20 protein-coding genes, 2 pseudogenes and 1 riboswitch are annotated in these 24,889 nt (G+C 31.5%); of the genes and pseudogenes, 14 read left to right on the top strand and 8 right to left on the bottom strand.

What is annotated here, in order from left to right:
* Positions 1-30: 30 nt before the first annotated feature.
* Positions 31-1,905: pseudogene (locus tag Q3V31_RS23855) on the bottom strand (DNA topoisomerase III); the annotation flags it as partial.
* Between the two features lie 139 nt (positions 1,906-2,044).
* On the opposite strand from Q3V31_RS23855, the gene Q3V31_RS23860 reads away from it, so the two are divergent.
* Genes Q3V31_RS23860 through Q3V31_RS23880 form a run of 5 tightly spaced genes read left to right on the top strand, consistent with a single transcriptional unit; the run spans position 2,045 to position 7,524 of the window.
* Complete coding sequence (locus tag Q3V31_RS23860) at positions 2,045-3,292, top strand: tyrosine-type recombinase/integrase (protein ID WP_329767371.1); 1,248 nt, start codon at positions 2,045-2,047, stop codon at positions 3,290-3,292.
* Positions 3,276-5,222, top strand: coding sequence for a helix-turn-helix domain-containing protein (locus Q3V31_RS23865; RefSeq protein WP_329767372.1), 1,947 nt, complete (start codon positions 3,276-3,278; stop codon positions 5,220-5,222). The genes Q3V31_RS23860 and Q3V31_RS23865 overlap by 17 nt, the downstream gene beginning before the upstream one ends.
* The gene (locus tag Q3V31_RS23870; RefSeq protein ID WP_329767373.1) at positions 5,212-5,955 is read left to right on the top strand and encodes a hypothetical protein; all 744 of its coding nucleotides are present in this window, start codon (positions 5,212-5,214) and stop codon (positions 5,953-5,955) included. Before Q3V31_RS23865 ends, Q3V31_RS23870 begins: the two co-directional genes overlap by 11 nt.
* A gap of 47 nt (positions 5,956-6,002) precedes the next feature.
* Positions 6,003-6,848 carry a site-specific integrase gene (locus tag Q3V31_RS23875; protein ID WP_329767374.1) on the top strand — a complete coding sequence of 282 codons (846 nt, stop codon included), beginning with the start codon at positions 6,003-6,005 and terminating at the stop codon, positions 6,846-6,848.
* Positions 6,835-7,524: a hypothetical protein gene (locus Q3V31_RS23880; protein WP_329767375.1), complete on the top strand. Its 690-nt coding sequence runs from the start codon at positions 6,835-6,837 to the stop codon at positions 7,522-7,524. The genes Q3V31_RS23875 and Q3V31_RS23880 overlap by 14 nt, the downstream gene beginning before the upstream one ends.
* Before the next feature lie 235 nt (positions 7,525-7,759).
* Here the strand turns inward: Q3V31_RS23880 and Q3V31_RS23885 are convergent, their stop codons facing one another.
* The 3 genes from Q3V31_RS23885 to Q3V31_RS23895 form a co-directional block, all read right to left on the bottom strand.
* Positions 7,760-9,325: a tetratricopeptide repeat protein gene (locus tag Q3V31_RS23885; RefSeq protein ID WP_329767376.1), complete on the bottom strand. Its 1,566-nt coding sequence runs from the start codon at positions 9,323-9,325 to the stop codon at positions 7,760-7,762.
* Positions 9,326-9,379: 54 nt separating this feature from the next.
* Positions 9,380-10,225: a toll/interleukin-1 receptor domain-containing protein gene (locus Q3V31_RS23890; protein ID WP_329767377.1), complete on the bottom strand. Its 846-nt coding sequence runs from the start codon at positions 10,223-10,225 to the stop codon at positions 9,380-9,382.
* Between the two features lie 423 nt (positions 10,226-10,648).
* Complete coding sequence (locus Q3V31_RS23895) at positions 10,649-10,879, bottom strand: helix-turn-helix domain-containing protein (RefSeq protein ID WP_329767378.1); 231 nt, start codon at positions 10,877-10,879, stop codon at positions 10,649-10,651.
* 133 nt (positions 10,880-11,012) lie between these two features.
* Between Q3V31_RS23895 and Q3V31_RS23900 the strand changes: the two genes are divergently transcribed.
* From Q3V31_RS23900 to Q3V31_RS23930, 7 genes are all read left to right on the top strand, one after another.
* Positions 11,013-11,267, top strand: coding sequence for a transposase (locus tag Q3V31_RS23900; protein WP_061530759.1), 255 nt, complete (start codon positions 11,013-11,015; stop codon positions 11,265-11,267).
* Positions 11,268-11,343: 76 nt separating this feature from the next.
* Positions 11,344-13,533, top strand: coding sequence for a DNA topoisomerase III (gene topB, locus Q3V31_RS23905; RefSeq protein WP_329767379.1), 2,190 nt, complete (start codon positions 11,344-11,346; stop codon positions 13,531-13,533).
* A 139-nt stretch (positions 13,534-13,672) separates the two neighbouring features.
* Entirely contained in the window at positions 13,673-13,804 is a 132-nt protein-coding gene (locus tag Q3V31_RS23910) for a hypothetical protein (RefSeq protein WP_329767380.1), read from the top strand.
* Positions 13,805-13,918: 114 nt separating this feature from the next.
* Positions 13,919-14,578 carry a GIY-YIG nuclease family protein gene (locus Q3V31_RS23915; RefSeq protein WP_329767381.1) on the top strand — a complete coding sequence of 220 codons (660 nt, stop codon included), beginning with the start codon at positions 13,919-13,921 and terminating at the stop codon, positions 14,576-14,578.
* A 180-nt stretch (positions 14,579-14,758) separates the two neighbouring features.
* Positions 14,759-14,917, top strand: a complete 159-nt coding sequence (locus Q3V31_RS23920) for a hypothetical protein (RefSeq protein WP_329767382.1) — start codon at positions 14,759-14,761, stop codon at positions 14,915-14,917.
* A 17-nt stretch (positions 14,918-14,934) separates the two neighbouring features.
* Positions 14,935-15,084 (top strand): HNH endonuclease, encoded by a 150-nt coding sequence (locus Q3V31_RS23925; protein WP_329767411.1) that lies wholly within the window; start codon positions 14,935-14,937, stop codon positions 15,082-15,084.
* 237 nt (positions 15,085-15,321) lie between these two features.
* The gene (locus tag Q3V31_RS23930) at positions 15,322-16,749 is read left to right on the top strand and encodes a diadenylate cyclase (RefSeq protein ID WP_329767383.1); all 1,428 of its coding nucleotides are present in this window, start codon (positions 15,322-15,324) and stop codon (positions 16,747-16,749) included.
* A 248-nt stretch (positions 16,750-16,997) separates the two neighbouring features.
* Here Q3V31_RS23930 and Q3V31_RS23935 read toward each other — a convergent pair whose 3' ends face one another.
* The 3 genes and pseudogenes from Q3V31_RS23935 to Q3V31_RS23945 form a co-directional block, all read right to left on the bottom strand.
* Positions 16,998-18,737: an ATP-dependent helicase gene (locus Q3V31_RS23935; RefSeq protein WP_329767384.1), complete on the bottom strand. Its 1,740-nt coding sequence runs from the start codon at positions 18,735-18,737 to the stop codon at positions 16,998-17,000.
* A complete protein-coding gene (locus tag Q3V31_RS23940; RefSeq protein WP_329767385.1) occupies positions 18,722-20,785 on the bottom strand; it encodes an ATP-dependent nuclease in 2,064 nt (687 codons plus the stop codon). The genes Q3V31_RS23935 and Q3V31_RS23940 overlap by 16 nt, the downstream gene beginning before the upstream one ends.
* 213 nt (positions 20,786-20,998) lie before the next feature.
* Positions 20,999-21,316 (bottom strand): annotated as a pseudogene (locus Q3V31_RS23945) (toprim domain-containing protein); the annotation flags it as partial.
* Positions 21,317-21,604: 288 nt separating this feature from the next.
* A riboswitch (TPP riboswitch) is annotated at positions 21,605-21,717 on the top strand.
* A 72-nt stretch (positions 21,718-21,789) separates the two neighbouring features.
* Here Q3V31_RS23945 and thiM point away from each other — a divergent pair.
* Entirely contained in the window at positions 21,790-22,596 is an 807-nt protein-coding gene (gene thiM, locus Q3V31_RS23950; protein ID WP_329767386.1) for a hydroxyethylthiazole kinase, read from the top strand.
* Between the two features lie 16 nt (positions 22,597-22,612).
* Entirely contained in the window at positions 22,613-23,272 is a 660-nt protein-coding gene (thiE, locus tag Q3V31_RS23955; RefSeq protein ID WP_329767387.1) for a thiamine phosphate synthase, read from the top strand.
* An 87-nt stretch (positions 23,273-23,359) separates the two neighbouring features.
* On the opposite strand, the gene Q3V31_RS23960 is transcribed toward thiE, so the two are convergent.
* Positions 23,360-24,673 carry an anaerobic C4-dicarboxylate transporter family protein gene (locus tag Q3V31_RS23960; protein ID WP_000498716.1) on the bottom strand — a complete coding sequence of 438 codons (1,314 nt, stop codon included), beginning with the start codon at positions 24,671-24,673 and terminating at the stop codon, positions 23,360-23,362.
* Between the last annotated feature and the right edge of the window lie 216 nt (positions 24,674-24,889).

The following is a 24,889-nucleotide window of genomic DNA, read 5'->3' on the forward strand; positions in this document are numbered from 1 at the left end:
TCCTACCGATAGTGGTAGGAACCTTTTTGTTTAATCAAATTTTAATTTCTTTAATGCTTCTGCGAATGGATTGTTTAATGGTTCTTCTTCTTTGTTCTGCTGTTTCATATATTTTTGAACGTCGCGTTTATCAGCTTTGCTGCCGGATTCTTTTTTACGTCTCTCTTGGAATGTAGAAAGTTTCTCACGATAGCCACATTTACATGCGAAAATTTGGCCTGCTCCTTCACCACGAAGTTCTAGTTTCTTTTTACACTGAGGACAGCGTGCATTTGTAGTGCGGGATACATTTTTACGGTGACCACATTCGCGATCTTGGCATACAAGCATTTTACCTTTTTTACCGTTTACTTCTAACATTGGTTTACCACAGTCTGGACAAGACTTCGTTGAAATGTTCTCATGTTTATATTTTTTATCACTCGATTTAATTTCAGCAACAATTTCTTTCGTATAGTTCTTCATTTCAGAAATGAATACTTCTTTCTTTAATTTTCCTTTAGCGATAGCTTCTAACTTTTGTTCCCATTCACCAGTTAGTGTAGGAGATTTTAGCTCTTCTGGCACTAAATCAAGTAACTGACGGCCTTTTGAAGTAATATGAATATCTTTACCACGTTTTTCAAGTAAGAACGAATTGAATAACTTGTCGATAATATCAGCTCGTGTAGCTACAGTACCTAATCCACCAGTTGACTTTAACGTGTCAGCAAGTTGTTTGTTTTGCGTATCCATGTATTTTGTTGGGTTTTCCATCGCTGAAAGTAAAGTTGCTTCATTAAAGCGTGCAGGTGCTTTTGTTTGACCTGATGTTTGGACAATTAGTTTTATGTTTAATGTATCGCCTTTTTCGATGCGAGGTAAGATTTGTTCTTTTACATCATCGATTGCATCATCATCTTCAAATCGATTTTCATAAACCTCTTTCCAACCAGCATGTAAAATCGTTTTTCCACGTGCGATGAACGTTTCGTCACCAATTTTCGTGCGCAATGTTAGTTGTTCATATTCAAAGGCCGGGAATAAAACAGCTAAGAAACGTTTTACAACTAAGTCATAAATTTTACGTTCTTTATCTGTGAAAGCTGAGAAGTTTACATAGCTCTCTGTTGGAATAATTGCGTGATGATCGCTTACTTTGCTATCATCAACAAATGATTTATTAGATTTTACAGGTTTCTGCAATACTTTATGTGCTAAAGGACGGTATTCTCCAACTCCGCACGCTTTCAGACGCTCTGGAAGTGTGCCGACAATATCAGATGAAATATAACGTGAATCTGTACGAGGGTACGTTAAAACTTTATGCTGTTCATATAATTTTTGCATAATGTTTAATGTTTCTTTCGCAGAATAGCCAAATATTTTATTCGCATCACGTTGTAGCTCAGTTAAATCGTAAAGACCAGGAGCGAACGATTTCTTTTGCTTTTTATCAATGTCTACAACAGTAGCATTTTGCTTACTGATTTTGTTCACAAGTGCATCGATTTTTTCTTTATTGAAGCTGCGACTATTTCCTTTTGTGTCTTGCCAAGTTAGTTTTAATCTCTCAGCTGTTTGAGCTTCGATACCATAGTAAGTTTGAGCTTTGAAATGTTTAATTTCATCTTCACGGCTTGCAATCATGGCTACAGTAGGTGTTTGCACACGACCACAATTTAGTTGAGCATTAAAGCGAGTAGTTAATGCCCGAGTCGCATTAAGGCCGATATACCAGTCAGCCTCTGAACGTGCGACAGCAGAAGCGTATAGATTGTCGTATGCTTTTCCTGGTTTTAAATTTGCGAAGCCATCTTTAATTGCTTTATCGGTAACAGATGAAATCCATAGACGTTTAATTGGTTTCTGCATTTTAACTTTATCGATAATCCAGCGTGCGACCAACTCTCCCTCACGACCGGCTTATCTCCATAATGATGTACAATAATAATATACTCAATATTCAAGAACATAAGAGATGCTTCATTATTAATTTCATAAGGATATAGGGGAGGATAAACTTTAAAATTCATTGCACATAATTAAAAAAGGGGGAGAGTTAGTGGGGGAATTAATCTCAGTAAAAAGTGTAAATGAAAATTTAAAATTTATAACACAACCAGTTTGGATTGATTATGTAATTGAAGAAAGCCAAACAGTTAAAGAGAAAAAACATATTTCATTAATTGCTCTTAAAAACATCAAAAAGGACACATATGTAATTCATCACCTTAGCAATTTTATTATTGAAAAATGGGGGTATAAGTCATTTAATACGCAGAAAAAGCATGCTACAAATATAGTGAAGTTTTTAAACTACTTAATAACATATTATCCAAGTTTGAAAATTAAAAATTTAACAGAATTGACCATCTCACATGGCTCAGCATACTTAAATTGGTTGGGCACCAATAAGGTTTCTCAAGATACTGTTAAAGATGCTGAAAGAACCCTAGTGCATTTCTATACGTGGGGAATAAATAAATTACTATTTTTAAAGGTTAGTTTAATTGATTTTAAACAAGAAAAAAACGAATACAATACTTTATATTATAAATCTCCTTTTACAGTGGTTTATCCAAAAAAGAAAATAAAAGAAATTGAACACATTTTACCATTTGAATATATACCATTATTTTTAGAGATTGCCTCTACACATACTCCTAGAATTGCTTTAGGAATATATCTACAAATATTTGGAGGGCTACGAGTTTCAGAAGTAGTTAATTTAAAACGTACACAAATATCAAAATCTATAACAAATAAAGAGTTGATATTAAAAATAGAAAACCAAAATTTTAGAACAGATTTAAAAGAACATGCCTCAGTAAAAAAGACACGATCTCAGGTAGCGTTAGATGTGAACGGCTGGGGATCTACCCTGATTCGACAGCATTTAAAGCTATACTCTGCTAAGCAAACTAATGCTTTGTTTTTAAACACCAATGAGCAGCCGATGTCAGGTAGAAGTTATAGACAGTACTTCGACAAATGTAAATTTAAATTAATATCCACCTTAGAAACTTCAAATAATATTGAACATCGCTTAGTAGCCCACCATTTAAAAAGTATTAAATGGTCTACACATATAGGACGGGGAACATTTACAAACCTCATTGCGAATGAGGCACAAAACCCTTATGAAATTGCACATTTACGAGGTGATTCTAGCTTAGAATCTGCTCTCTCTTATATGGTCTCAACACCACGAATGCATAAAAAAATTGAAGAGAAATTAGATAATGTGCATGAGGAATACATTCCTAAACTTATGGAAAGGAAGTTGAGAGGTTATGATTCAATTGAATAAAGATTATTATTCAATTAAAGAAGCTTCGGAGATTCTTGGTAGGAGTACGGTTTCTATTCAAAATAGTCTTTATTCAAAACGATCCAATCATAAAATGAGTGTAAAAAAAATAAATGGTCGAGTTTTTATACCAAAAGAAGAGCTGATAAAATATAAACAGTTTCTCGACGACCGTGATAGTCTTGTGGAGATTGACTGTGAATATGCGATGAATAAAATAGCTAATGAAACACAACAACATAATTTGTTTATGGAAACTCGAACTCTATTTATAACGTATTCACAAGCTTACTTTAATAAATGTACAGGCTCTACTATTCATAAAAAAGTTACTATTACTCAATTTATTAATTTTCATAATAAACTCCAAAAAAACTTATCTAGAGAAGTTTTCAAAAGCGATATAGAGGAATTAAATCAATTATCCTTAAAAGAAGGTTTGTTTACTTCAAAAGAAAAACTGTTATTTACTCGGTTTCTGTCATATGCATTTGATCAAAAAAATATACCTCAAAAGAATAAATTATTAGCTGTTCAAAAGCATGAACATAAACAACAAGAAATTTATTCAGCCTCAACTTTTAATCAAATATATAAGCATGTACAAAATATAGAACTTCATATCGAAAAAAGTCTTAATAGTAGACAGTATGCAAATATGTGGGTGTATGTTACTTTATTATGCTGTGACTTTATACGAGGAAGTGATTTAATTCTTAATACACCCAACTTAAATTTAAAAGAACTTGGCATTCAAGAATCAAATTTTCACACTGAAAAATTCACATTAAGTGAACATCAAATTCAAATGATAATTAAAAATTTGTATCTTGCTTTTAGAAATAAGCGGGCATCTAAAACTAATGAGATACTTACTTTCTTAGTCCCTTCAAACTTGGAGAAACCACTAGCTTATGCATTAGTTTTATCGGAGCGATTAAGAGAAATTAACACATTACAGTTGGAAACATTTATTGAAGGTAAGTATCGTAGAATTAAAACTCAAGGTAGAAAAGGGACACATTCTAAATTATTTGAATGCTACAAAGAATTCGAAGGATTTACATTTAGTAGCTTAATAATGAACCGTTCTTTGGCAACATACTTATATGGATCTGTAACTGAAGGGGATGCTTTTGATTCTGAGTTAGCACTGACTTTAGCTCAAAATGCAAGATCACATAAAAATGAAGATACCACAAAAACTTATATACAGCTTATGAACAAAGATGGCTCTATTGGAAGAGTTGCCATAAATATTTTTCGAAGAGGAAATTTTGGATGGCTATATGAGCAATTATTAAGATTTACGTATACCGATAACTATAAAACCCTAAATCTAGAAGATAGAACCACTATTATTGAAGAAATAAAAGAACACATCTCTCTTAAAGAAACCGAATCAATAGCTGCTTATGTTTCTAATTATTTAACCCCTGCCATTATAGAGGAGACTGATAATGATTCGGTTGCGGAAGTAATGAATGCAATCTATGAAAAGAGGTTAAAAGTTATACATCAAGTTATGCGCTTAAATAAACAGCAATTACATGACTTATTTTCGGAATTATCAACCCATTCTATGCCATCTAAAATTGAACATGCACAATGTTTAGTATTCCCAAATTGTGCTTATCCAGCTTTAATGAATTGCATGTATTGTGAATATGTTCTTCCACAAAATTTGGTTCTAATTCAATTAAATCAGGAACTTCTAAGACTTTTAACTTCAATACAGGAAAGTGACAATGAAAATCTTTTAAAAAGGCAAAGTCGCTTTCTACTGCAATGTTTATTGATACTGAGTGAAGCTAATAATACTTTCGGTAAAAGTTATGTAAAAGCTTATGTAGATATGAATCAAATCAATGATTTGTTAAAACGATATGCTTATAAAATCTATTTACCAGGAGATAACCATGGAGATTAGAAAAATTTTAAATGAATCACGTTTTTATAAAATAGAGTCCATTCAACAAATTTCTAAAGGTGACTTGTTATTAAAAGATTATAAACAGATATTTGATGATTTAGTCGAAAGCGCGGTTATAAAAAATAAATCTTTTGAAGACAACCAGTGGTTTGTTTATGATCCTTTATCACAATTAAATTTGCAAATGAAATTTGATTTAATTAGCTATCCGCAAATCAATAGACATCTAAAATTCTTTATTTTACTTAGACTTATATCTGGAAAAACACCCAAAACTACTTATGATGAGTTATCTGCATTACGAAAGGTTATACTTGGATCTCAAGGTTTCGAAAGTTTAGCTCAATTAAAGGGCATATTAGCTGAAAGTATTGAGAAATATAAATATCTTGGTTATCACATGGTTAGTGTTACGTCGAACTTTATTGATTTTTATAGAACCGATAGTTATCAAGAAATCCTTAATATATGCTCTAGTATGCCTAAACAGCCACAAACCTCCAGAGACTTACCTGATTTTCAAGATGTACTTGAATTAGATGACGTCATCAATCATTATTTTAAAAATAACCCTGTGGAAGAAATTATAAGTTACATACCAATCTTAGTTTGGTGGTTACTTACAAATACATTGCCTATGCGCCCAAGTGAACTTCTAAAACTTAAAAAAATTGCTTATCTTATGATGAAAGTGAAAATGAGCCCTATACAATTTCGGTTCCACGAATAAAAAATAAATCTGCTACCATTGATTTTTCTATAAAATATGATTCAGTTGTGATTGACCAAAAAACATATCAACTTTTAATAGAAGTAAGGGATAAGGTAAATATGTATTTTCCTTACTCGGAATATTTTTTTCCGTCAGAAATGTTTAGCTTAAATCATAAAATTAGAAGGAAAAAACAGAATCCAATAATGAACTTACGAAATTTTAATGATTTAAAAGATAGATTCTATAAAATAATCGTAGAAGAGAAATATGGACGATACAATTTAGAACGCGTAAAAGCGGGTGATACTCGACACTTTGCTATCATCAATATGTGCTTGCAAGGTTTTAGTATGCATAATATTGCTACACTAGCTGGACATAGTGAACTAAAAATTACGCAAGGTTACTTTAGTCATGTTAAGCATTTTGCGCAATCGTATGTATATAGGCTAGCTCAACTAAAGCTTGAAACAGAGATTGGCTATAGAATGGACAATTCAATCATAGGGTGGAAAAAATATATTGTTCATAAATCTAACATTGAGAAAGAGAAGATAACCGAAAAACACGTAGGTAGAGTTCAATACGGGCTATGTTCAGAACTTAAAGAGGATTTCCCAAATACTTGTATTGAGTTTTGTGAGTTTTGTCCAAAATATATATTCTCACCTAGTATAAATGAAAGAGAGGAAGCTATTAAATGGCTGTCTAGTCATTCTGTAGATTTAAAACAAAGAATTGAAGAGTCTATTTCCCTTTTAGAAAGCTTATTTGGATTACCACAAAGATACGGTCATGACTTAAATATAACTGAAAGAAAGTCAGCGGCTAAAAAGTTACAATACTATATGGAATTGAAATCGAAAATAGATGCTAATATTGCAGGTGATAAAAATGGTGAAAACTAAAAGAGGTAAACCACAACAATGGTCTGATGAGGATTTAAAGAACATTGCTTTAGAAGTTAAATATAAACAGCCTAATCGAAAATTAACGTCGTTATTATTAGAAAAGGAAACAGGAATAGGGAGGAATACATGGAGTAGGCGAATGAAAGAGTTTATAAATCATTTAAATTCACCTGTTCATATTCCTAAACTAGACGAAAGTGGCATTATAACGATCCCTAGCGTTGAAGAATTGTTTTTTAAATATGGTGCTAATACAATAGAATTAAAAAATGAGATTGCAAAGCTATTAAACATTATTAGTGACCTCTACACAGACGCTAAAAAATTAGCAACACTTGAAGAATCTATACCAAAAATGCAGTTAGAAATACAGAGATTGAAAGAACAGTTATCTAAAGTAACTGCCCAGAGAACTCACTACGAAACACTGTATAATCAAATTGTTGCTGAAAGTTATTTTCCTCATTTATACGGACGATCAGACAAGTTAAAACAAGCTAATGTGAAGGCGGAGGTTATTACTTTACCAAATCAAATTTCACAAGTTTTAGAATTAAATAGCCCTAATAAGGTTTTCAAAAGTGAATCATCAAATTTAAATACTGTTGATGTAAACAATAAAAAAATAGGAAAGCTTAATGAGTTATTTAATTTAGATTGGGATGAGGATTAAATTCGAATATAAAAAATACTCCCTTACTGTGTAATCAATTATGGATTACACAGTAAGGGAGAAATATTAGGACATTTAAAAAAATCGAGATTTTTTTAAAATGGATTTTCAAGATAAACATTATTTATTGAATTTGCACATCACTTATTAAGTGATATTGTTAGTTTTATAACTTGAAAATTCTTGGATAAAAAAGTATTTTTCTAAATAGATTATTCTATTTAAAATTAATTTGTCATACTTCTAGCATGTTCGATAACTTCTGATATTTCTTAGGTCCTATTTCACCTTGTAAGTTACATAAATATCCTTTGGCTTTGTCTTTTCCTTCAGATTTCAACAAATATAATAATTCATATTTTGTAAGAACACTAATATCATATCTTTTCTTATGATATTGATTTATCTCATCTAAAACATCTTTCATTAATGTTAATTCGTTGAATTCTAGGCAAATGTCCAATTTAATTAACTTAGCATAAATTAAATTTGGAATTATGTGAATAGCCGCTTCTATATATTGAAAAGCTAAATCTCTGTCATTCTTATAAAAAGCAGCTATTTGAGCTTTACATCTATATACCATTTCGCTAGCTTTGTCTGTTTTTATTTTTTCTAGATATTGTATTAGTTCTTCTAATTTATCTAGTTCCAGTCTAGATTTGTCTGATTTTAAGATTGCCGTAAAATATGCTTGTATAAAATAAGGGTTTGTTTTGTCATTTTCAAAGTATTCTTGGGCTAGGTTTTTAGCTTTTTCATATTCTTCAAGATTAATATGAACTTGTACTAATTCTCTTCTAGCTCTATTAAAATTAGGTCTTATTTCCAAACTCTTTTTTAATTGCTCTAAAGCTTTCTCATTATTTCCTATTTGTCTATAATAGAAGCCGAATAAGAAATTATGATCGGCGCCATTAATATTTTGTATTTCCTCGAAAAATTTAGGTTTTTTTTGCTTTGCGAGAGCTAAACATAAGAAATATCTAATTTCATGTACTAATTGAGTATCAATAAATTCTTCATTTTCTAAAGCTTTATATGCAAATCTTATTACGTCAGGGTAATTTCTCTTTTTTTCATATAAATCAATCATTATTTTTAAAAAATGTGAAGGAATTAAATACTTTGTATCAATTTTAGCCCCTTTTTGAAATTGAGTTTTAATGGCATATAAAAAGTCTGGAATTTCTTTTTCATTAAAATCACTTTCTTCTAAAACCTTTTTTAGTGCTATGTCTAGGTTTGTTTGAAATTGAGGGTTCAATTTTCTTTCTGAGCGCTGTAAAAAATCACTTATTGGGCTAATTAGCCTTACATATTCTTTATCAGAACCTTCATATTCACATAATCCTGATATTAATAACCTAGATAATAAATTTTCGTAGTAATCCTTTTCATTTTCATGTACTGTTTCTAATACTAAGGAAAAACTAACTGTATCAAACTGAGCTAATAAGAATAAAAAGTCTAATATTTTCTCATTATTTTCAAATTTCTTTAATAGCAAAGTTGTTTTCTCACTGTTAAATTCAATTATGTCTGCAGAATTTTTCCAAGCATGATTAACACCCTCGTTTTTAATCATGTCTACTGCAAAGAATACTTGTTCTGGATATCCCTTTAATAAATATATGAAATTGCTAGTTTGTTCTCTTGTTAATTTTATATCATTAAAAGCTAGATATTGTTGAAATAATCCACTTCGTTCAGCGGTGCTTAATTCCTCTACATGTGTGTGGAATACACCTGGATGTTTGAGTAGCTCTCTATGATTTAATCTGAAATTTGATGCAATCATAAATATAACAGATTCTGCATTTGATAATCGATCTAAAATTTCAGAAAACCATTTTTAAAATTTCCCATCAAACATAATTAGTCCGCCATCATCTCTTATAAAAATAATCTCATCATTTTCTTTAATATCTTTAATTAATTCTATTGCTAGTTCAATTTTTTCTTCTAACAAAGTGGACATTAAGTTTGTTATATCCATTTCTTTTGAAAAGCCCAACCCGTATAAACTATATATAAAGTCTTCAATAGTTTGATGAGAATCAATACTAATAATTGGTGGTTCATATACATCTGTTATTATTTTTGTTTTTTTTGCACAATATTCAATAAAAGATTTTCTACCGATTTTTTCTATGCCAGAAGCGATAATACATGTTAAAGGTTCGAACGAATATTTTCTTTCTTCGAAAGTCTGAGTTAAATTATTTCTGCCAACAAAAATATTTCTTTTTTCTTTTAACTTAGGGTATAGATCCCAAGATATTTCAATTAATCTTTGCTTAATTAAACTAAAAGCTTTACTTGGTCGACCCACATATTGAACGTTGTAATCATCTTTCATCCATTGTGGAATATTTGGGTGTTTATAAGTGATTTCCTCATCAATGATAATAGGGTATATTCTTTTGATGTCTCCGTCTTTTAGCATCTCATAGGCGGTGTTTAGCTCATATTTCACCCAATCTGAATCTTCTAATGATGATCTTGAAAGAAAAATTACAAATAACTCCGATTTCATTAAACCTTTATCAATTTCTTCAATTGACTTCATACCTTTTTCAAAGGTTCTTTCATCATAAACAACTCGGTGCTTGCCCAAATGATTTATGAGCTTCTCAGCTAAATGTCTTATGTAAATAGACTTATCTTTACTACTATGTGATAAAAAAACAGTTCCCATTAATCTGACCCCTCTTTATATTTTGTATGATAATTTTAAAATCAAATTCCTTTCAGTTTAAATCTTTTTAGATATTTTGTTTATTTTTTTATGTAGTAGAATTTGCTATAAGGTTGGGAATTAGGTGAGTTAATATTCATCAGCTCTTGATAATTTGAATATAGCGCTATTCTTGTTTCATTATACAGGATAAAAAAGAGAATCTGGAATAAAATCCTAAATATCTCTATCTTTATTAATAATTCATTATCAAATTTTATTTCAAATCAGCATCAAATAAATATATTAAATGTTGATAATCTTTTAATGTGTAAGCCCTTAAAAAAAGAGGGGCTTTTATTATATCTACATTTTACTAACCATTTCCTATTCTGTAAAAAGCATTGAAAAGGATGTTTTATGGTAACTTCTTAACTAAATTTATTATTGAGAATTTATCAGCTTTTCTACTTCTTTGATTAATTCATGTGGAGCAATATTTAACACCTTACATATAGCAAATATAGTAGATATACTTGGTTGCCTTTGAGCACGCTCAAGCAACCCAATATAAGTTCTATCTAAATTACATTGGAGAGCTAATTGTTCTTGTGAAAAATTAGCTTTTTTTCTATGTCTTCTTAATACTTCACCGAAAGCTTTTGGGATTTCCATGCCATCACCTCTTAGTTAATTAACTAAGAAAAATAGCATTTCAATCGACCGACTATAGTCATCAAAAGGAGGTAGTGATACAATAATAAACTATCTAGGTGATAAAATTTTTACTTGAAAGGGTTATTAGGTAATGACAAATAAAAAATATGATGAAAGTCTTAAAAAAGAAATTGTAAAGCAACATGTTGAAGGGAAATCTGTTACGGATTTAAGCATTGAATATAAAATATCTCCTACCTCTATTTATAAATGGATTAAGTTTTATTCAAAGCAGCAAGTGATAGTGACTCCAAAGCAATTTAATGAGGTTTATAGAGAGAATAAGAAATTAAGACAAGAAGTAGAGATTCTTAAACAAGCTATGTCAATTATGACTGCCAAATAGAAGGTCCCCCCTTACTGCTCTTCTTGAAAACTGTGGTATATTAAACGTTATATAGTTAGTAAAGGAGTTTGAATAAATGGCAAAGAGTGTAGTAATTGCTGAGAAACCATCAGTTGCACGTGATATAGCAAAAGTATTAAAGTGTACAAAAAAAGGTAATGGATTTTTAGAAGGTGACAAATACATCGTGACTTGGGCTCTTGGGCATTTAGTGACGCTTGCAGATCCTGAGGCTTATGATAATAAGTATAAAACATGGAATCTTGAAGATCTTCCAATGCTTCCAGAACGTATGAAATTAGTTGTTATAAAACAAACGGGAAAACAGTTTAATGCTGTGAAACATCAACTTACTCGAAATGATGTTAATGAGCTGATTGTGGCTACCGATGCAGGAAGAGAGGGCGAATTAGTCGCACGTTGGATAATTGAAAAAGCAAAAGTAAATAAACCAATTAAGCGTTTATGGATTTCTTCTGTAACAGACAAAGCAATTAAAGATGGTTTTAATAATTTAAAACCAGGTAAAGCTTATGACAATTTATATGCCTCAGCCGTTGCCCGCTCTGAAGCAGATTGGTATATTGGCTTAAATGCTACTCGTGCATTAACAACAAAATTCAATGCTCAATTAAACTGTGGGCGTGTACAAACTCCAACTGTCGCTATGATTGCTAGTCGTGAGGATGAAATTAAAAACTTTAAAGCTCAAACATACTACGGTATTGAAGCTCAAACAACCGATAGGTTAAAGCTAACTTGGCAAGATGCAAACGGTAATAGCCGCAGTTTTAATAAAGAAAAAATTGATGGTATTGTAAAAAGTTTAGATAAACAAAATGCCACTGTTGTGGAAATTGATAAAAAGCAGAAGAAGTCATTCTCTCCTGGTCTTTACGATTTAACTGAATTGCAACGTGATGCAAATAAAAAGTTTGGTTACTCTGCGAAAGAAACATTAAACATTATGCAGAAATTATATGAACAACATAAAGTGTTAACGTATCCTCGTACAGATTCACGCTACATTTCATCTGATATCGTTGGAACACTTCCAGAACGTCTAAAAGCGTGCGGTGTCGGGGAATATCGTCCTTTAGCACATAAAGTACTACAAAAGTCAATTAAGCCTAATAAATCATTTGTTGATGATAGTAAAGTAAGCGATCATCACGCAATTATTCCAACAGAAGGATACGTTAACTTCTCATCCTTTACAGATAAAGAGCGTAAAATTTATGATTTAGTTGTGAAACGTTTCTTAGCTGTTTTATTCCCTGCATTCGAATACGAGCAACTAACGTTACGCACAAAAGTTGGTAATGAAACGTTCATTGCACGCGGAAAAACGGTTTTACACGCTGGTTGGAAAGAAGTATACGAAAATCGCTTTGAAGATGATGATGTAACTGATGACGTAAAAGAGCAGCTTCTACCTCACATTGAAAAAGGTGATACATTAGCTGTAAAGTTAATTATGCAAACATCAGGTCAAACAAAGCCACCTGCACGATTTAATGAAGCGACTTTACTTTCAGCAATGGAGAATCCTACAAAATATATGGATACGCAAAATAAACGACTTGCTGATACGTTAAAATCGACTGGTGGATTAGGCACTGTAGCGACACGTGCAGATATTATCGACAAACTCTTCAATTCTTTCTTACTTGAAAAGCGTGGTAAAGATATTCACATTACATCAAAAGGTCGTCAGTTACTTGATTTAGTACCAGAAGAGTTAAAATCGCCTACACTAACTGGTGAATGGGAACAAAAACTTGAGGCTATCGCAAAGGGTAAACTGAAAAAAGAAGTATTCATTTCAGAAATGAAAAACTATACGAAAGAAATTGTTTCTGAAATTAAATCAAGTGATAAAAAATATAAACATGACAACATTTCAACAAAGTCTTGTCCAGACTGTGGTAAACCGATGCTAGAAGTAAACGGCAAAAAAGGAAAAATGCTCGTTTGCCAAGACCGTGAATGTGGTCATCGTAAAAATGTATCTCGCACAACAAACGCTCGTTGTCCACAATGTAAGAAGAAACTAGAACTACGTGGTGAAGGTGAAGGCCAAATCTTTGCATGTAAATGTGGCTATCGCGAAAAATTATCGACATTCCAGGAGAGACGTAAAAAAGAATCTGGAAACAAAGCTGATAAGCGTGACGTTCAAAAATATATGAAACAACAGAACAAAGAAGAAGAACCATTAAACAACCCGTTCGCAGAGGCACTAAAGAAATTAAAATTTGATTAAATTAATAAAAAGGAATTGTCTATCTAAAGTTTTGATGGGCAATTCTTTTTTGTTATGTACAATTTAAATTAACCAATATGGAATGTAGCGTTTATAAAAAAGCTGCATCGCTTTATCCCTTTCTATAAAGAGGTATTATTTGAAAAAACAAGGGATTCCTAGAGTGAAATTCCAATTATTGATAAAGTATAGAAAAGAAAATTTAAAGAGTATTGCGGATTGTTCTTTCCCTCTAGTTGTGGAAAATGTAGTTCAAGAAAATCCAAACTGAATTATTTAAAATGGAATTTTACATATAACTGAACTGATATAGCATGTTAAATGTGTTAATTATAATATAAAATAATAGTTATGATAGAATTTTACAAAAACGAGGGGGGATCATATGTTAACACCTAATCACATGCTAGAACCTAATTTTTTAATCGAGTTAAATGATTTTGTTTATCCTACTAAAGAATCATCTAATGCCAAATTTACTATTAGTAATGTAAAAGAACCCGTCAAAATTAGATTCCTAGATAGAGAGAAGCATCTTTCTAAAAAAGGGGTATATGTTATTTTTTCACCTGATGTAACGGACTTTAATACAATTGGAAAAGGGTGTATATACGTTGGTCAAGGTAATCTAAGGGATCGACTTTATTCTCATAAATATTATGAACGGTTTGGTAAGGAAGAAGATGAATTTATCGTTATTTTTTATGAAATAGAGGATGAAGTAGACCGTAAGGCTGTTGAACGTATTTTAATTAAACACTATGATCCTTCCTATAATAAAGAAGGGGAATCTAAGATTGAACGAGTAAGGAAAGATTCTGATTTTAGTAAGAGATTAAGAAAAGTAATTTATGAGATTGAAGAAATATATGGAGAAAAAAGTTTTAATGGTAAAAGGTATAGCGAGGTAATTGATTTTACCACAGTAGTAGTGGATCTCTTGCAAGACGGTTTTGATCTAGAAGATATAGAGTTTGAATTAATTAAATATAATAGTCGTGAACATGATTTACCACGTCTTTCTGATTTTTTATTTAGAGGATAATAATAGTTTGTGATGTTATTATGTAAGGAATCTATTCTGATTATTTTTCAAATAGATTCTTTTTATTTACGACAAAATAAGGATTGTTGTGGATTTGAAAAAAATCGTAACGTTTTGAAAAAAGATCAACAGTTTAAAAAATCTAAAGCTTTATAGTTAGAAGAAAAAGGGGAGAAATAAATGGCAGTATTAAAAGATGAACATTTGGCATTAAGTTCTGGTATCGGTTTGGCTGGATTAGCTATTGGATATTTTTATGAGGCTGGACGAAATGCTTTTGAAAACTTTAGAAAGGAACTTGCTCAAACCCAGAATGTCGTTGCGATCTTACAAAATTAATTAGACCACAAAACACAATACATATTGATCATATTGTTCCATTGCAGCTTTTCGGCAGCAATGATGCTTCAAATTTTCAATTACTTTGTGAAACTTGCAATACATCAAAAGGAGCAAGGTCAACAGCAACTAGTTCTGTAAATATCCCATTTTGGAATTTGGATTAATGCAAATTTTAAGGCTTAGTTTCTCAATTTTAAGCTAATGGGTGCTTTTCTTTAATAACAATCATAAAGAATGAGCAAACCTTTTTATAAAAAGGAAAGTTCATCACAAAATGGATTCCTTTATTTTTTCCGTAAAATGAAGGTTTATATGATATTTTTAATCAAAATTTATTTTAAAGATACAAATGATAAATTTATTTCAAAAGCATCTAAAATACTCAATAAAGGGTGAATGGCATGAGAATTACACCAACATTTAAATTAATACCAACGGAAAGTAATATTGATAATGAAAAAGAGATAATTGCTGTAATTAGGGAGGTAATTCGGAAGATTATTAGCAGATTTTATAATAATTTAGAAGAATTAGCATTGCCTTTCGAAGTTAATATTATTTACGGTAATATAGAATATGGCATATTTGATGCCTTTTCATCAAGGTTAATAGAAAAAGAAGTTATTGAATTACTTCGCGATCTTACATACGATGCTCACAAGAATATTAAGGTTAAAACAATTGGGAATGAAGAACATTATTATCTTAAGTTAAAGACTGAAATGTTTAATGTTTTTAAAAATTGTTTTATAGAAGTGAAAATTAAAATTAACACCAAAGGCTCTAGACTGTATGAAGAGGATTTACTCTTTAGGATAAACACCATAAAACTATTGGAAGATGTAAATACTTGGTTTAGTCAACAATATAGTATCAATTTTGATTTAGACGGAGATAAATACTACGAATTTGATTTTGATGATACTTACTCAAATTCTAAAGTTATTATAAATGAATCTGTTAATCGTTTTTTAATGGATATTACGAATTATAAATTAAATTTAAGTGCCTTAGAAGAATATGCAAATCTAAAGTATGAAGGAAGTGAGGCTAATGGGTCCATGTACTTAGTGACTAGAGAGGATATGAAAAAAACAAATATCATTCTAAAGTTTAAAAATCCCATACCACTTAATCAAACGAGAAAGGTAAGAAAACTGTTAGAGACTACCTCAAATGATTTACATTTAATAGTTAACAAGGATACAGGCGAAATTAAGGGCTTGGGAAATATCAAGGACAACAAGGATTTGCTTAGAATAAATTTCATAAAATATCAGCAGTGGGAATTGTTCTTTTCTGGTGAAAAGTTAATAAGTAGCTCTTCATATAATATTTTATTTGGAGATTATGGACGTGCAAAACAAAAAGCGGAGTTCGAAAGTTTTTTTAAAGTGGGATCTATATTCTCTGATTTTAATACACATAAAGATGAGCTGTGGAAAATTGTTGAAAGTGCAATGGGACAAAAACATGGTACAATGTTAGTTATTTCTGATATTGCAGAAAAAGAATCGAAAAGGTTAGAAAATGAAAGTTTTAATATTGAACCTAAATACTTAGAAAAACCTATTATGTATTCAATAAGTAATATAGATGGAGCGGTATTAATAAATCCAGAATGTTACTGCTTTTCAATGGGCGTAATTCTAGATGGCTTATCATACATAGATACTGAAACCGATATAGCTAGAGGTGCAAGATACAATTCAGCACATAGATATCTTAAAACTTTAAAGAATAATATTTATAAGCATGAAAAATTTAAAACTTTAATTGTAATTGTATCTGAGGACGGCATGACAAATTATATCAGTGAATCAAATTGATATTGTTATCAAATAAAGATTTAAAAATTACCTTATATCATATTAATCTAGAATTTCAATTTAAAGAGTTTCTATAGTTATATTATATAGGGGTTGCCATTATGGATAAATATGTAAAAATATTCACTGAATTGATTTTATATTATTAAAGTCCCTGGATTTTTTTATTTTATAAACAAATCCAGGGACAGCTGATATTTAATAAATATGTCTTTGACGCTCTCTTCTTAGTTGAAATATCTAGGCTATTATAGGGAATTAACTAGTTCCTTAGTAGTAATATTTATTTCAGCTGATTTATCTACCTGTATTATTTCAAAACCAATTTTTATGAGTGCTTCTTTTTCTTTTTCTTCTAATTTCTCAACATTAATATAGAGTCCAGACATTGCCCTACTTAGTGCAACATAATAAACTCTATGCACTTCTATATCCATGTTAGGTGAAAGCAGAAAGTTTAGCTCTGTTCCTTGTTTTTGGGGAGGAACTATTACTAAAATATTTTCAAATTCATCTCCTTTAGATTGGTGGATTGTTTTAAAATCACTTAAGTCATCTAAAACCTTCATTTGGAGGGCAACTTTTCTATAAGTTAAACCATCATATAATGTTTTTGCTGCTCCTCTCGAAATACGTCCCTTAACATTGTATTCCCCTACAATTAACTCGTTGTGGAAGTAAGTAATGCTTTTGGTTTCAAATTTATTGTACATATTTAAAAATCTTTTTAAGTTAACAAAAGCCTCTTTATCAGTAAAAGACCCATCTTTTCGATAAGCAATTTTCATGAGTCTTAAAGCCTCTTTTAATTGAAACTGCTTAGCTAATTCGATAGATTGAATTATATGAAAAATTCTCCAGCCTCTTTCATTATTTGAATCTTGAAGAATAATATTGAAATCCATATCTTCAATTAAATCTGTTTCATATTCAACGGACTTTGAGTTTTCACTTTTATATGATAGTACAACTGGATTTTTTGATTTATTATTCAAGTAATGATAAGCACTTTTCTTAGCTCCTACCAGTATAGTAGGAAGATCACCAGATTTATGAGTGGGAGAGGATTGCTCAAAGTCTTTATTTTTACGCATATGATTAAGTACATTTATAATCTCGTTACTTGATCGATGATTATCCTTTAAAATATATAATTTCATATTTTCAATTGAAAACATCTCAAATAATTCTACGTTTGCCCCTTGAAAAGAATAAATTGATTGGCATAAGTCACCTATTACTCCTATATTAACTTCTTTTTGCCCAATTAATTCAATAATTGCTGTTTGTAATGGACTAGTGTCTTGAAACTCATCAATTAAAATATAGGGGAATTTAGCTCTAATAATATCTATTATTCGTATGTTTTCTTGTAAAATTTTATACGCAAAATAAAGGACATCATCATGACTTAATTTTCCTTCAGACCAATATAATTGTTTATATTTATAATAAGCACTTTTTTTTAGAAAATAATTTTCTGTCTTACCATCATAAGCATTTAAAAATTTTAATGTTGGTATTTCATCGTCTAAAACCCATTGAAGTTTATTTAGCGCCTCACATAATTTCACATCATTTAAATAACTTTGTCCAATTTCAACTTTTAATTGATTAATTTGACTGTGCCGTAGCTTAATTTGTTCATGCCCATCTATTTTATCAATAGGTAAAGGTGAATCTTCTAAAATCCAAATGTATGGTTTGACAATGTGCTTATAGCAGAAGCTATGTATTGTGCATATTTCTAATGATTCAATAGAATCTTCGAGTTTATTGACAAGAGTATTAACGGCAGTATTTGTATAAGTAATACAAGCAATTTTTTTTGCTTTTCCAAGTTTAGTTGATTGATGTAGAATTCTTTTAATATGATTGGTTAAAAAAGTGGTTTTTCCTGCACCGGGTCCAGCATATAATTTAAAATGCTCATTAATTGGTATTATACTGTTACTATTTTTTAATTCCGTGGCTACTGACAAATCCATTTTATCGCCTCGCTTATATAATCTGGTGGTTCAATTAAGCCCTGGTCAGCTGTACTTATGACATAAGCAATCTCCTGAGCCGCTTCTCCTTTAGAGATAGATAATAGGTATCGACTAGCAATTATGCCTTTCTTTACGCTTAACGCATCTTTTAACAATCCAAGAGTAAGCAAGTTTAAAAGCTCGTCTTTAAAGGCATTTTTTCTTATTCTTTCAACTATTTCCTTTATAGGTTTATCTTTTGCAACAAGGTCCATTAAATCTTTAAGCTCTTGGGCATTAGAAACTGAAGGGGTTATTAATTTTGTACAATTCGGATTTTTTAAAATCAAATCATATTCAAATGTAGAGCTTTGTCCATGTGTCTGGGTAAAAACTTTAATTTTCGAATCACTATGGCTATATGTCGCCACGAGTGAATTAGAAGTTTGTTTATATTCATAGTCTTCTGGTTGTATGTCCAAAAATATGGGAAGACACTTTTTCCAATTGCTATCCTCATCTGCAGCATCTTTTAGTTTTCTAACTGGATCTAGATCAGTTATGCACGCTACTTTTTTTGTTAAGGCAAATTCGCAGCGGTTAGTATCAAATAATTTTAAGAAATGATTAAAATATCTTCCACCAATATTCAATATTGTGGTATGGCTGTCCGCTAAATTCAAATCCATTGAGGCTGCGAATTCAGGAAGTACAAGTTGTTCAGCGATACCCTCAACTAGAATTACATTTTGCGCAAAAAATAAATCTGCTTTTGTTACATCTAAAAATCTTTTTACGTAATTTCGGGATATGACATCTTCCTCATTTGAATCATTGAATACTTTACTTGGATATGCTATTTTAATTTCTTCATTAATTTTTTGAATAACTAAAATATCTTCTAAATCAACTGCAGCAGTTATATTTGGGGAATGTGAAGTAATAAATATTTGGTTAACATCTGAATCTTTATTTTCTTTTAGAAATTGTAAAAACTTATATTGCATACTTGGATGTAAATGTGCTTCCGGTTCCTCAATAGCTAATATGGAGAACACTTTAGCATTTGACCCTAAATATTCTCCAGAAGCATCTTTTTGCATTTTTGATAGTAAAAGGGAGATGTAAATTAAATTATTATAGCCTAGCCCATTGCTAATGGCAGGTAGCTTAATTCCAGATTCTTTTTCGACAATGAGTCTTAATGCTGAATATAATTCGGTGTCCAAAATTTCTCCATCAAATGAGGGTTTAGATTCATCAATTCCAGCCCCAGTATTATTGACATACTTTAAAATTTGTTCTTCACCGTTTCTCATACGTTGCTGAAGTGATTCAATTATCTTCTTTGATTCAACTGAAAAGTCTCTTTTTTTCTTTTGAATTTGTTCTATTTTTTCCTTTTTTTCTAACTCACTGTTACTTTTAATATCGTAGTCCATAAAAAAGTCTATTACTTCTCTTAAAAGGCTGTTATTTCCTTTGAATAAATCTCTTTCGACATCACGAATTGCAGTTAAAAATTGAAAATCAAAACGATTTATTTCATCATTCTGTACAGAATTTTTGAATTCAGGATTTCCAACGTATACTCTATGAACATACTTTTTTAAGAAATTATGTTCAATAGCTTTCCAATATTGATTAATATCTTCAGTCGATATTTTTTTCATCAAATTTGTATATTCAGCTGCTTCTTTTTCAGGTAAGAAATACTCATAAGTAATTGTAGCTTCATACGGTGTATTAAGGGTTGTTAACCAGGTAGCTACTGTCACTAATTCATCTGAGTATTCACCTTCATTTTCAGATTCTTGTAGTTTGGCAGATATATATATTTTAGGTGGGCACACTTTTAGTTCTTCAATCGAGGCACTACGATTAAAATCGTTAATGTTCAACCTCTTACTAGAAGAATTGTTAAAGAGTATATCTAATGCTTTTATTACAGTTGTTTTACCAGCATTATTTTGCCCAATAATTACATTAATCCCATCATTAAAATTTAGCGTTGTTTTTTTGTTAAACGATCTAAAATTGTTTATTGTTAACTCCGAAATGTACATAAAATCCTCCTCTTAATTCCTATTATATCCAGTTTAATTTTATAATATTTAAATATAAAATACTTCATTTAATAAATAAAAAGCACATAATTTAAAGATAAATTATGTGCTTCTTTTTATGTGCAATTGTAAAAAGTATTAGATATCATTGTTAAATCAAGGATGAAAGGTGTTTTAGGATTTATGTGCAATTATATTTTATAGAGATAAATCAGCGTCAGTAGCTATAATGATTTCATTTACATCTTTTCTAAGAAGCTGACTTTTTACAGCGTTAAACTGTTTCCCTGTTTGTTTAATAACGGTTAGTTTTAAACGCTCCGGTAGCATTGGTAAATCTTCTAAATTCCACTGTTTATATTTCACATCATAGCTTTCTGGATCAGCTAATGTAACGAGATGACCTAAAGCCCAAGTAACAATATATTTACTACCTTCAAGATAGCCGTTCCCTTTTTTATCACATTTCAGTACACGTGCGATATCACGTGCAACAGAAGGTTTTTCAGCAATTACAATACTTTTTGCCATATTTAAAAACATCCTTTCAAATTTCCATACGTTAAATATAGCATACATCTTTATTCTATTCAGTCTTGCTGACGGTTTGAGTTATTTGTGATGAAATATACCGAGGAGGGTTTTACTTATATAAATGTCAGATTTTAAGGGGTATCCATTGACATTGTAAATGAATTTCATTTTTATTATATAAAGGCGAAGAATGGTTAGACCAGGAGAGTTATGATCTCTATCATTCTATAGAAGGAAAGAACTTGTTATTTTACTAGAATAAGAGTAGACTTTGAAGTAGATGAATAATAAACACATGGGAGTTTGTGGATGCAAACTGAGAGTATGACTACTAGTCCGTCATTGACCATTTGAACCTGTTGGATAATGCCAGCGTAGGGAGAGTGTAAAAGCACATGTTCAGGCACTTTGCGTACGCGCAAAGTGCCTTTTTGTGTATCTCCCACCACTATAGTTAGGAGATGAAAAGGATGAATATGAAAGAAATTAGTAAAGTAGTGGATTTGGTAAGAGAGTCTAATCCGCTCGTTCATAATATTACAAATGTTGTTGTAATAAATTTTACAGCAAACGGTTTATTAGCATTAGGGGCATCGCCTGTAATGGCGTATGCAAAAGAAGAAGTAGCAGAAATGGCTAGCATTGCGGGAGCTCTTGTTTTAAATATGGGCACACTTCGTCCTGAAGAGGTAGAAGCGATGTTACTTGCTGGTAAATCGGCAAATACAAATGGTGTACCAGTATTATTTGATCCAGTTGGGGCAGGAGCAACTTCTTATCGAACAGAAGTTGCGAGACATATTCCAGCTGAAATCGATTTAGCAGTTATCCGCGGGAATGCAGCTGAAATTGCTAATGTTATTAATGAAAAATGGGAAATTAAAGGTGTAGACGCTGGTACTGGAAATGGTAATGTTGTAAATATTGCAAAACAGGCAGCGGATGAATTAAATACAGTTGCGGTAATTACTGGAGAAGAAGACGTTGTTACAGACGGAGAGCGAACTATTCTTATTCGAAATGGCCATCCTATTTTAACGAAAGTGACTGGAACAGGTTGTTTACTAACTTCTGTAATAGGAGCATTTGTAGCAGTAGAAAAGGATTATGTAAAGGCAGCAGTAGCGGCATTAACGTTTTATGGTGTAGCTGCGGAACTGGCAGCTGCTAAGACAGTGGAAAAGGGACCTGGTAGTTTCCAAATTGAATTTTTAAATCAGTTAGCGAATACAACTTCAGATGATATTAAGAAATATGGGAAGATTGAGCTTATATAGTAAGGAGGGGAACGAGATGCCGCGTATTACAAAGGCTGAAATGTCTAGATTATTATCGGTATATTTTATTATGGGAAGTAACAATTGTACGAAGGAGCCACTACAAGTATTGAGAGATGCACTAGAAGGCGGTATAACAATTTTTCAATTTCGTGAAAAGGGGGAAGGCGCTTTAACGGGAGAGAAACGTATTTGTTTCGCAAAAGAACTACAAGCAATTTGTAAGGAGTACGGTGTACCATTCATCGTAAATGATGATGTGGAACTAGCTCTTGAGTTAGATGCAGATGGCGTGCATGTTGGACAAGATGATGAAGGAATTACTTCTGTTCGTGAAAAAATGGGAGATAAAATTGTGGGTGTATCTACCCATACAATTGAAGAAGCACGCTGGGCAATTGAAAACGGAGCTGATTATTTAGGTGTTGGCCCTATTTTCCCAACGAGTACGAAAAAAGATACGAAAGCAGTTCAAGGAACGAAAGGTTTAGCCCACTTTAGAGAACAAGGAATTATGATACCGATTGTTGGTATCGGTGGGATTACGATTGAAAATACTGCTTCGGTTATAGAAGCCGGTGCGGATGGTGTCTCTGTTATTTCTGCGATTAGTTTAGTGGAATCTGCGTATGAGAGTACGAAGAAGCTAGTAGAGGAAGTAAGTAAGAGTTTGTAGATTTGTAAAAAAGTTGTTTCGTTTATTTAAACAAACGTTTGATTAAAAAAGCACAAACCTTTTAAAATTGTAGGTTTGTGCTTTAATTTAAAACATAATTGAAATTAAGAGCATTCCAATTCCGATAGAAGTAAAGGTTGCGATTAGGCCAGGAATCATAAAGCTATGATTTAAAACATACTTACCAATTCCTGTTGTACCAGTGCGATCAAAATTAATTGCAGCAACAATTGTCCCGTAGTTTGGAATGAAGAAGTATCCATTTACTGCAGGGAACATTGCAATTAGTAAAGCTGGTGGAATACCAAGTGATAGTCCAAGTGGCATTAAAGCACGAACTGTTGCTGCTTGGCTATACAGTAAAATAGATAGAATGAATAATGCGATAGCAAACAGCCATGGTGCACTAGTCACTAAGTGTTGAATTGATCCTTGAATCATATTTAAGTTTCCGTTGAAGAACGTATCTCCCATCCAAGCGATACCAAAAATAGCAACAACTGCTGTTGCCCCCGCTTTAAAGACGTTACCAGACACAATGCTTTCTACATTTGGTTTACAGAAAATAATAATAAGAGCTGCGATAGTTAACATAACCATTTCAATTGTGTTTGGCATGGAAAGACGAGCTAACTTCCCGTCAACCATCCATCCCGGACGAAGTGCTTCAAATGAACCAAGAAGTACGACAAGGAAAGTTCCTACTAGGAAAAGGATAACTGATAATTTAGCGCCTTTTGCACCCACAAATTCTTTTTTCTCTTCAAGTTTAGGGATCATTCCCTCTTTTAATCGCTTCAAGTATTCAGGATCTTCATTTAATTCTTTTCCCATTTTACTAGCAACGAATGCAGCTACCATACAAGCGATGAAAGTAGAAGGGATACTGACTTTTAAAATATCTAACAAGGTGATTTTATAGTCGGCTAACATTGCTAACAGTGCAACTGTTGCAGCCGATATTGGACTAGCTGTAATTGCCTGCTGTGAAGCGATAACGGCAATTGACATAGGTCGTTCAGGTCTAATTCCTGATTCACGAGATACTTCGGCGATAACAGGAAGTACAGAATAAGCGACATGACCTGTTCCTGCGCATAGTGTGAATAAATAAGTAACAATAGGAGCAAAGAATGTAATGCGCTTTGGGTTTTTTCGTAATGCTTTCTCAGCGAGATGGACAAGATAATCCATTCCTCCAGCAGCTTGCAAAGCACCGGCAGCTGTAATTACTGCTAAAATCATAAGCATTACATCAATAGGAGGAGCTGTAGGTTGTAAGTGGAAGACGAAAACAAGTATTGCCATACCAACGCCACCCATTACTCCTAGACCAACTCCACCTAAGCGTGCGCCAATAAAAATGCAGAGTAGTAACGTAAGAAATTGTAGCCAAAACATAATAAACTACCTCCGAAATTCGTAAGTTAAGATATATTCGAATAGTTTAATTTGAATGAAAATTAAATGAATATCCGGAATAATCCTTGTGTTGTATACGTTTTTTATTATATAACACAAGAAATGTAACATTCACGAACTTTGTTAAATTATTTCGAAAAAATAATACATTAAAACTTTATATTTGCATCTCTAAATAAGTGGACATTTTAATTT

It is taken from the genome of Bacillus nitratireducens (assembly GCF_036320425.1).
In the GTDB taxonomy this organism is placed as follows: domain Bacteria; phylum Bacillota; class Bacilli; order Bacillales; family Bacillaceae_G; genus Bacillus_A; species Bacillus_A nitratireducens.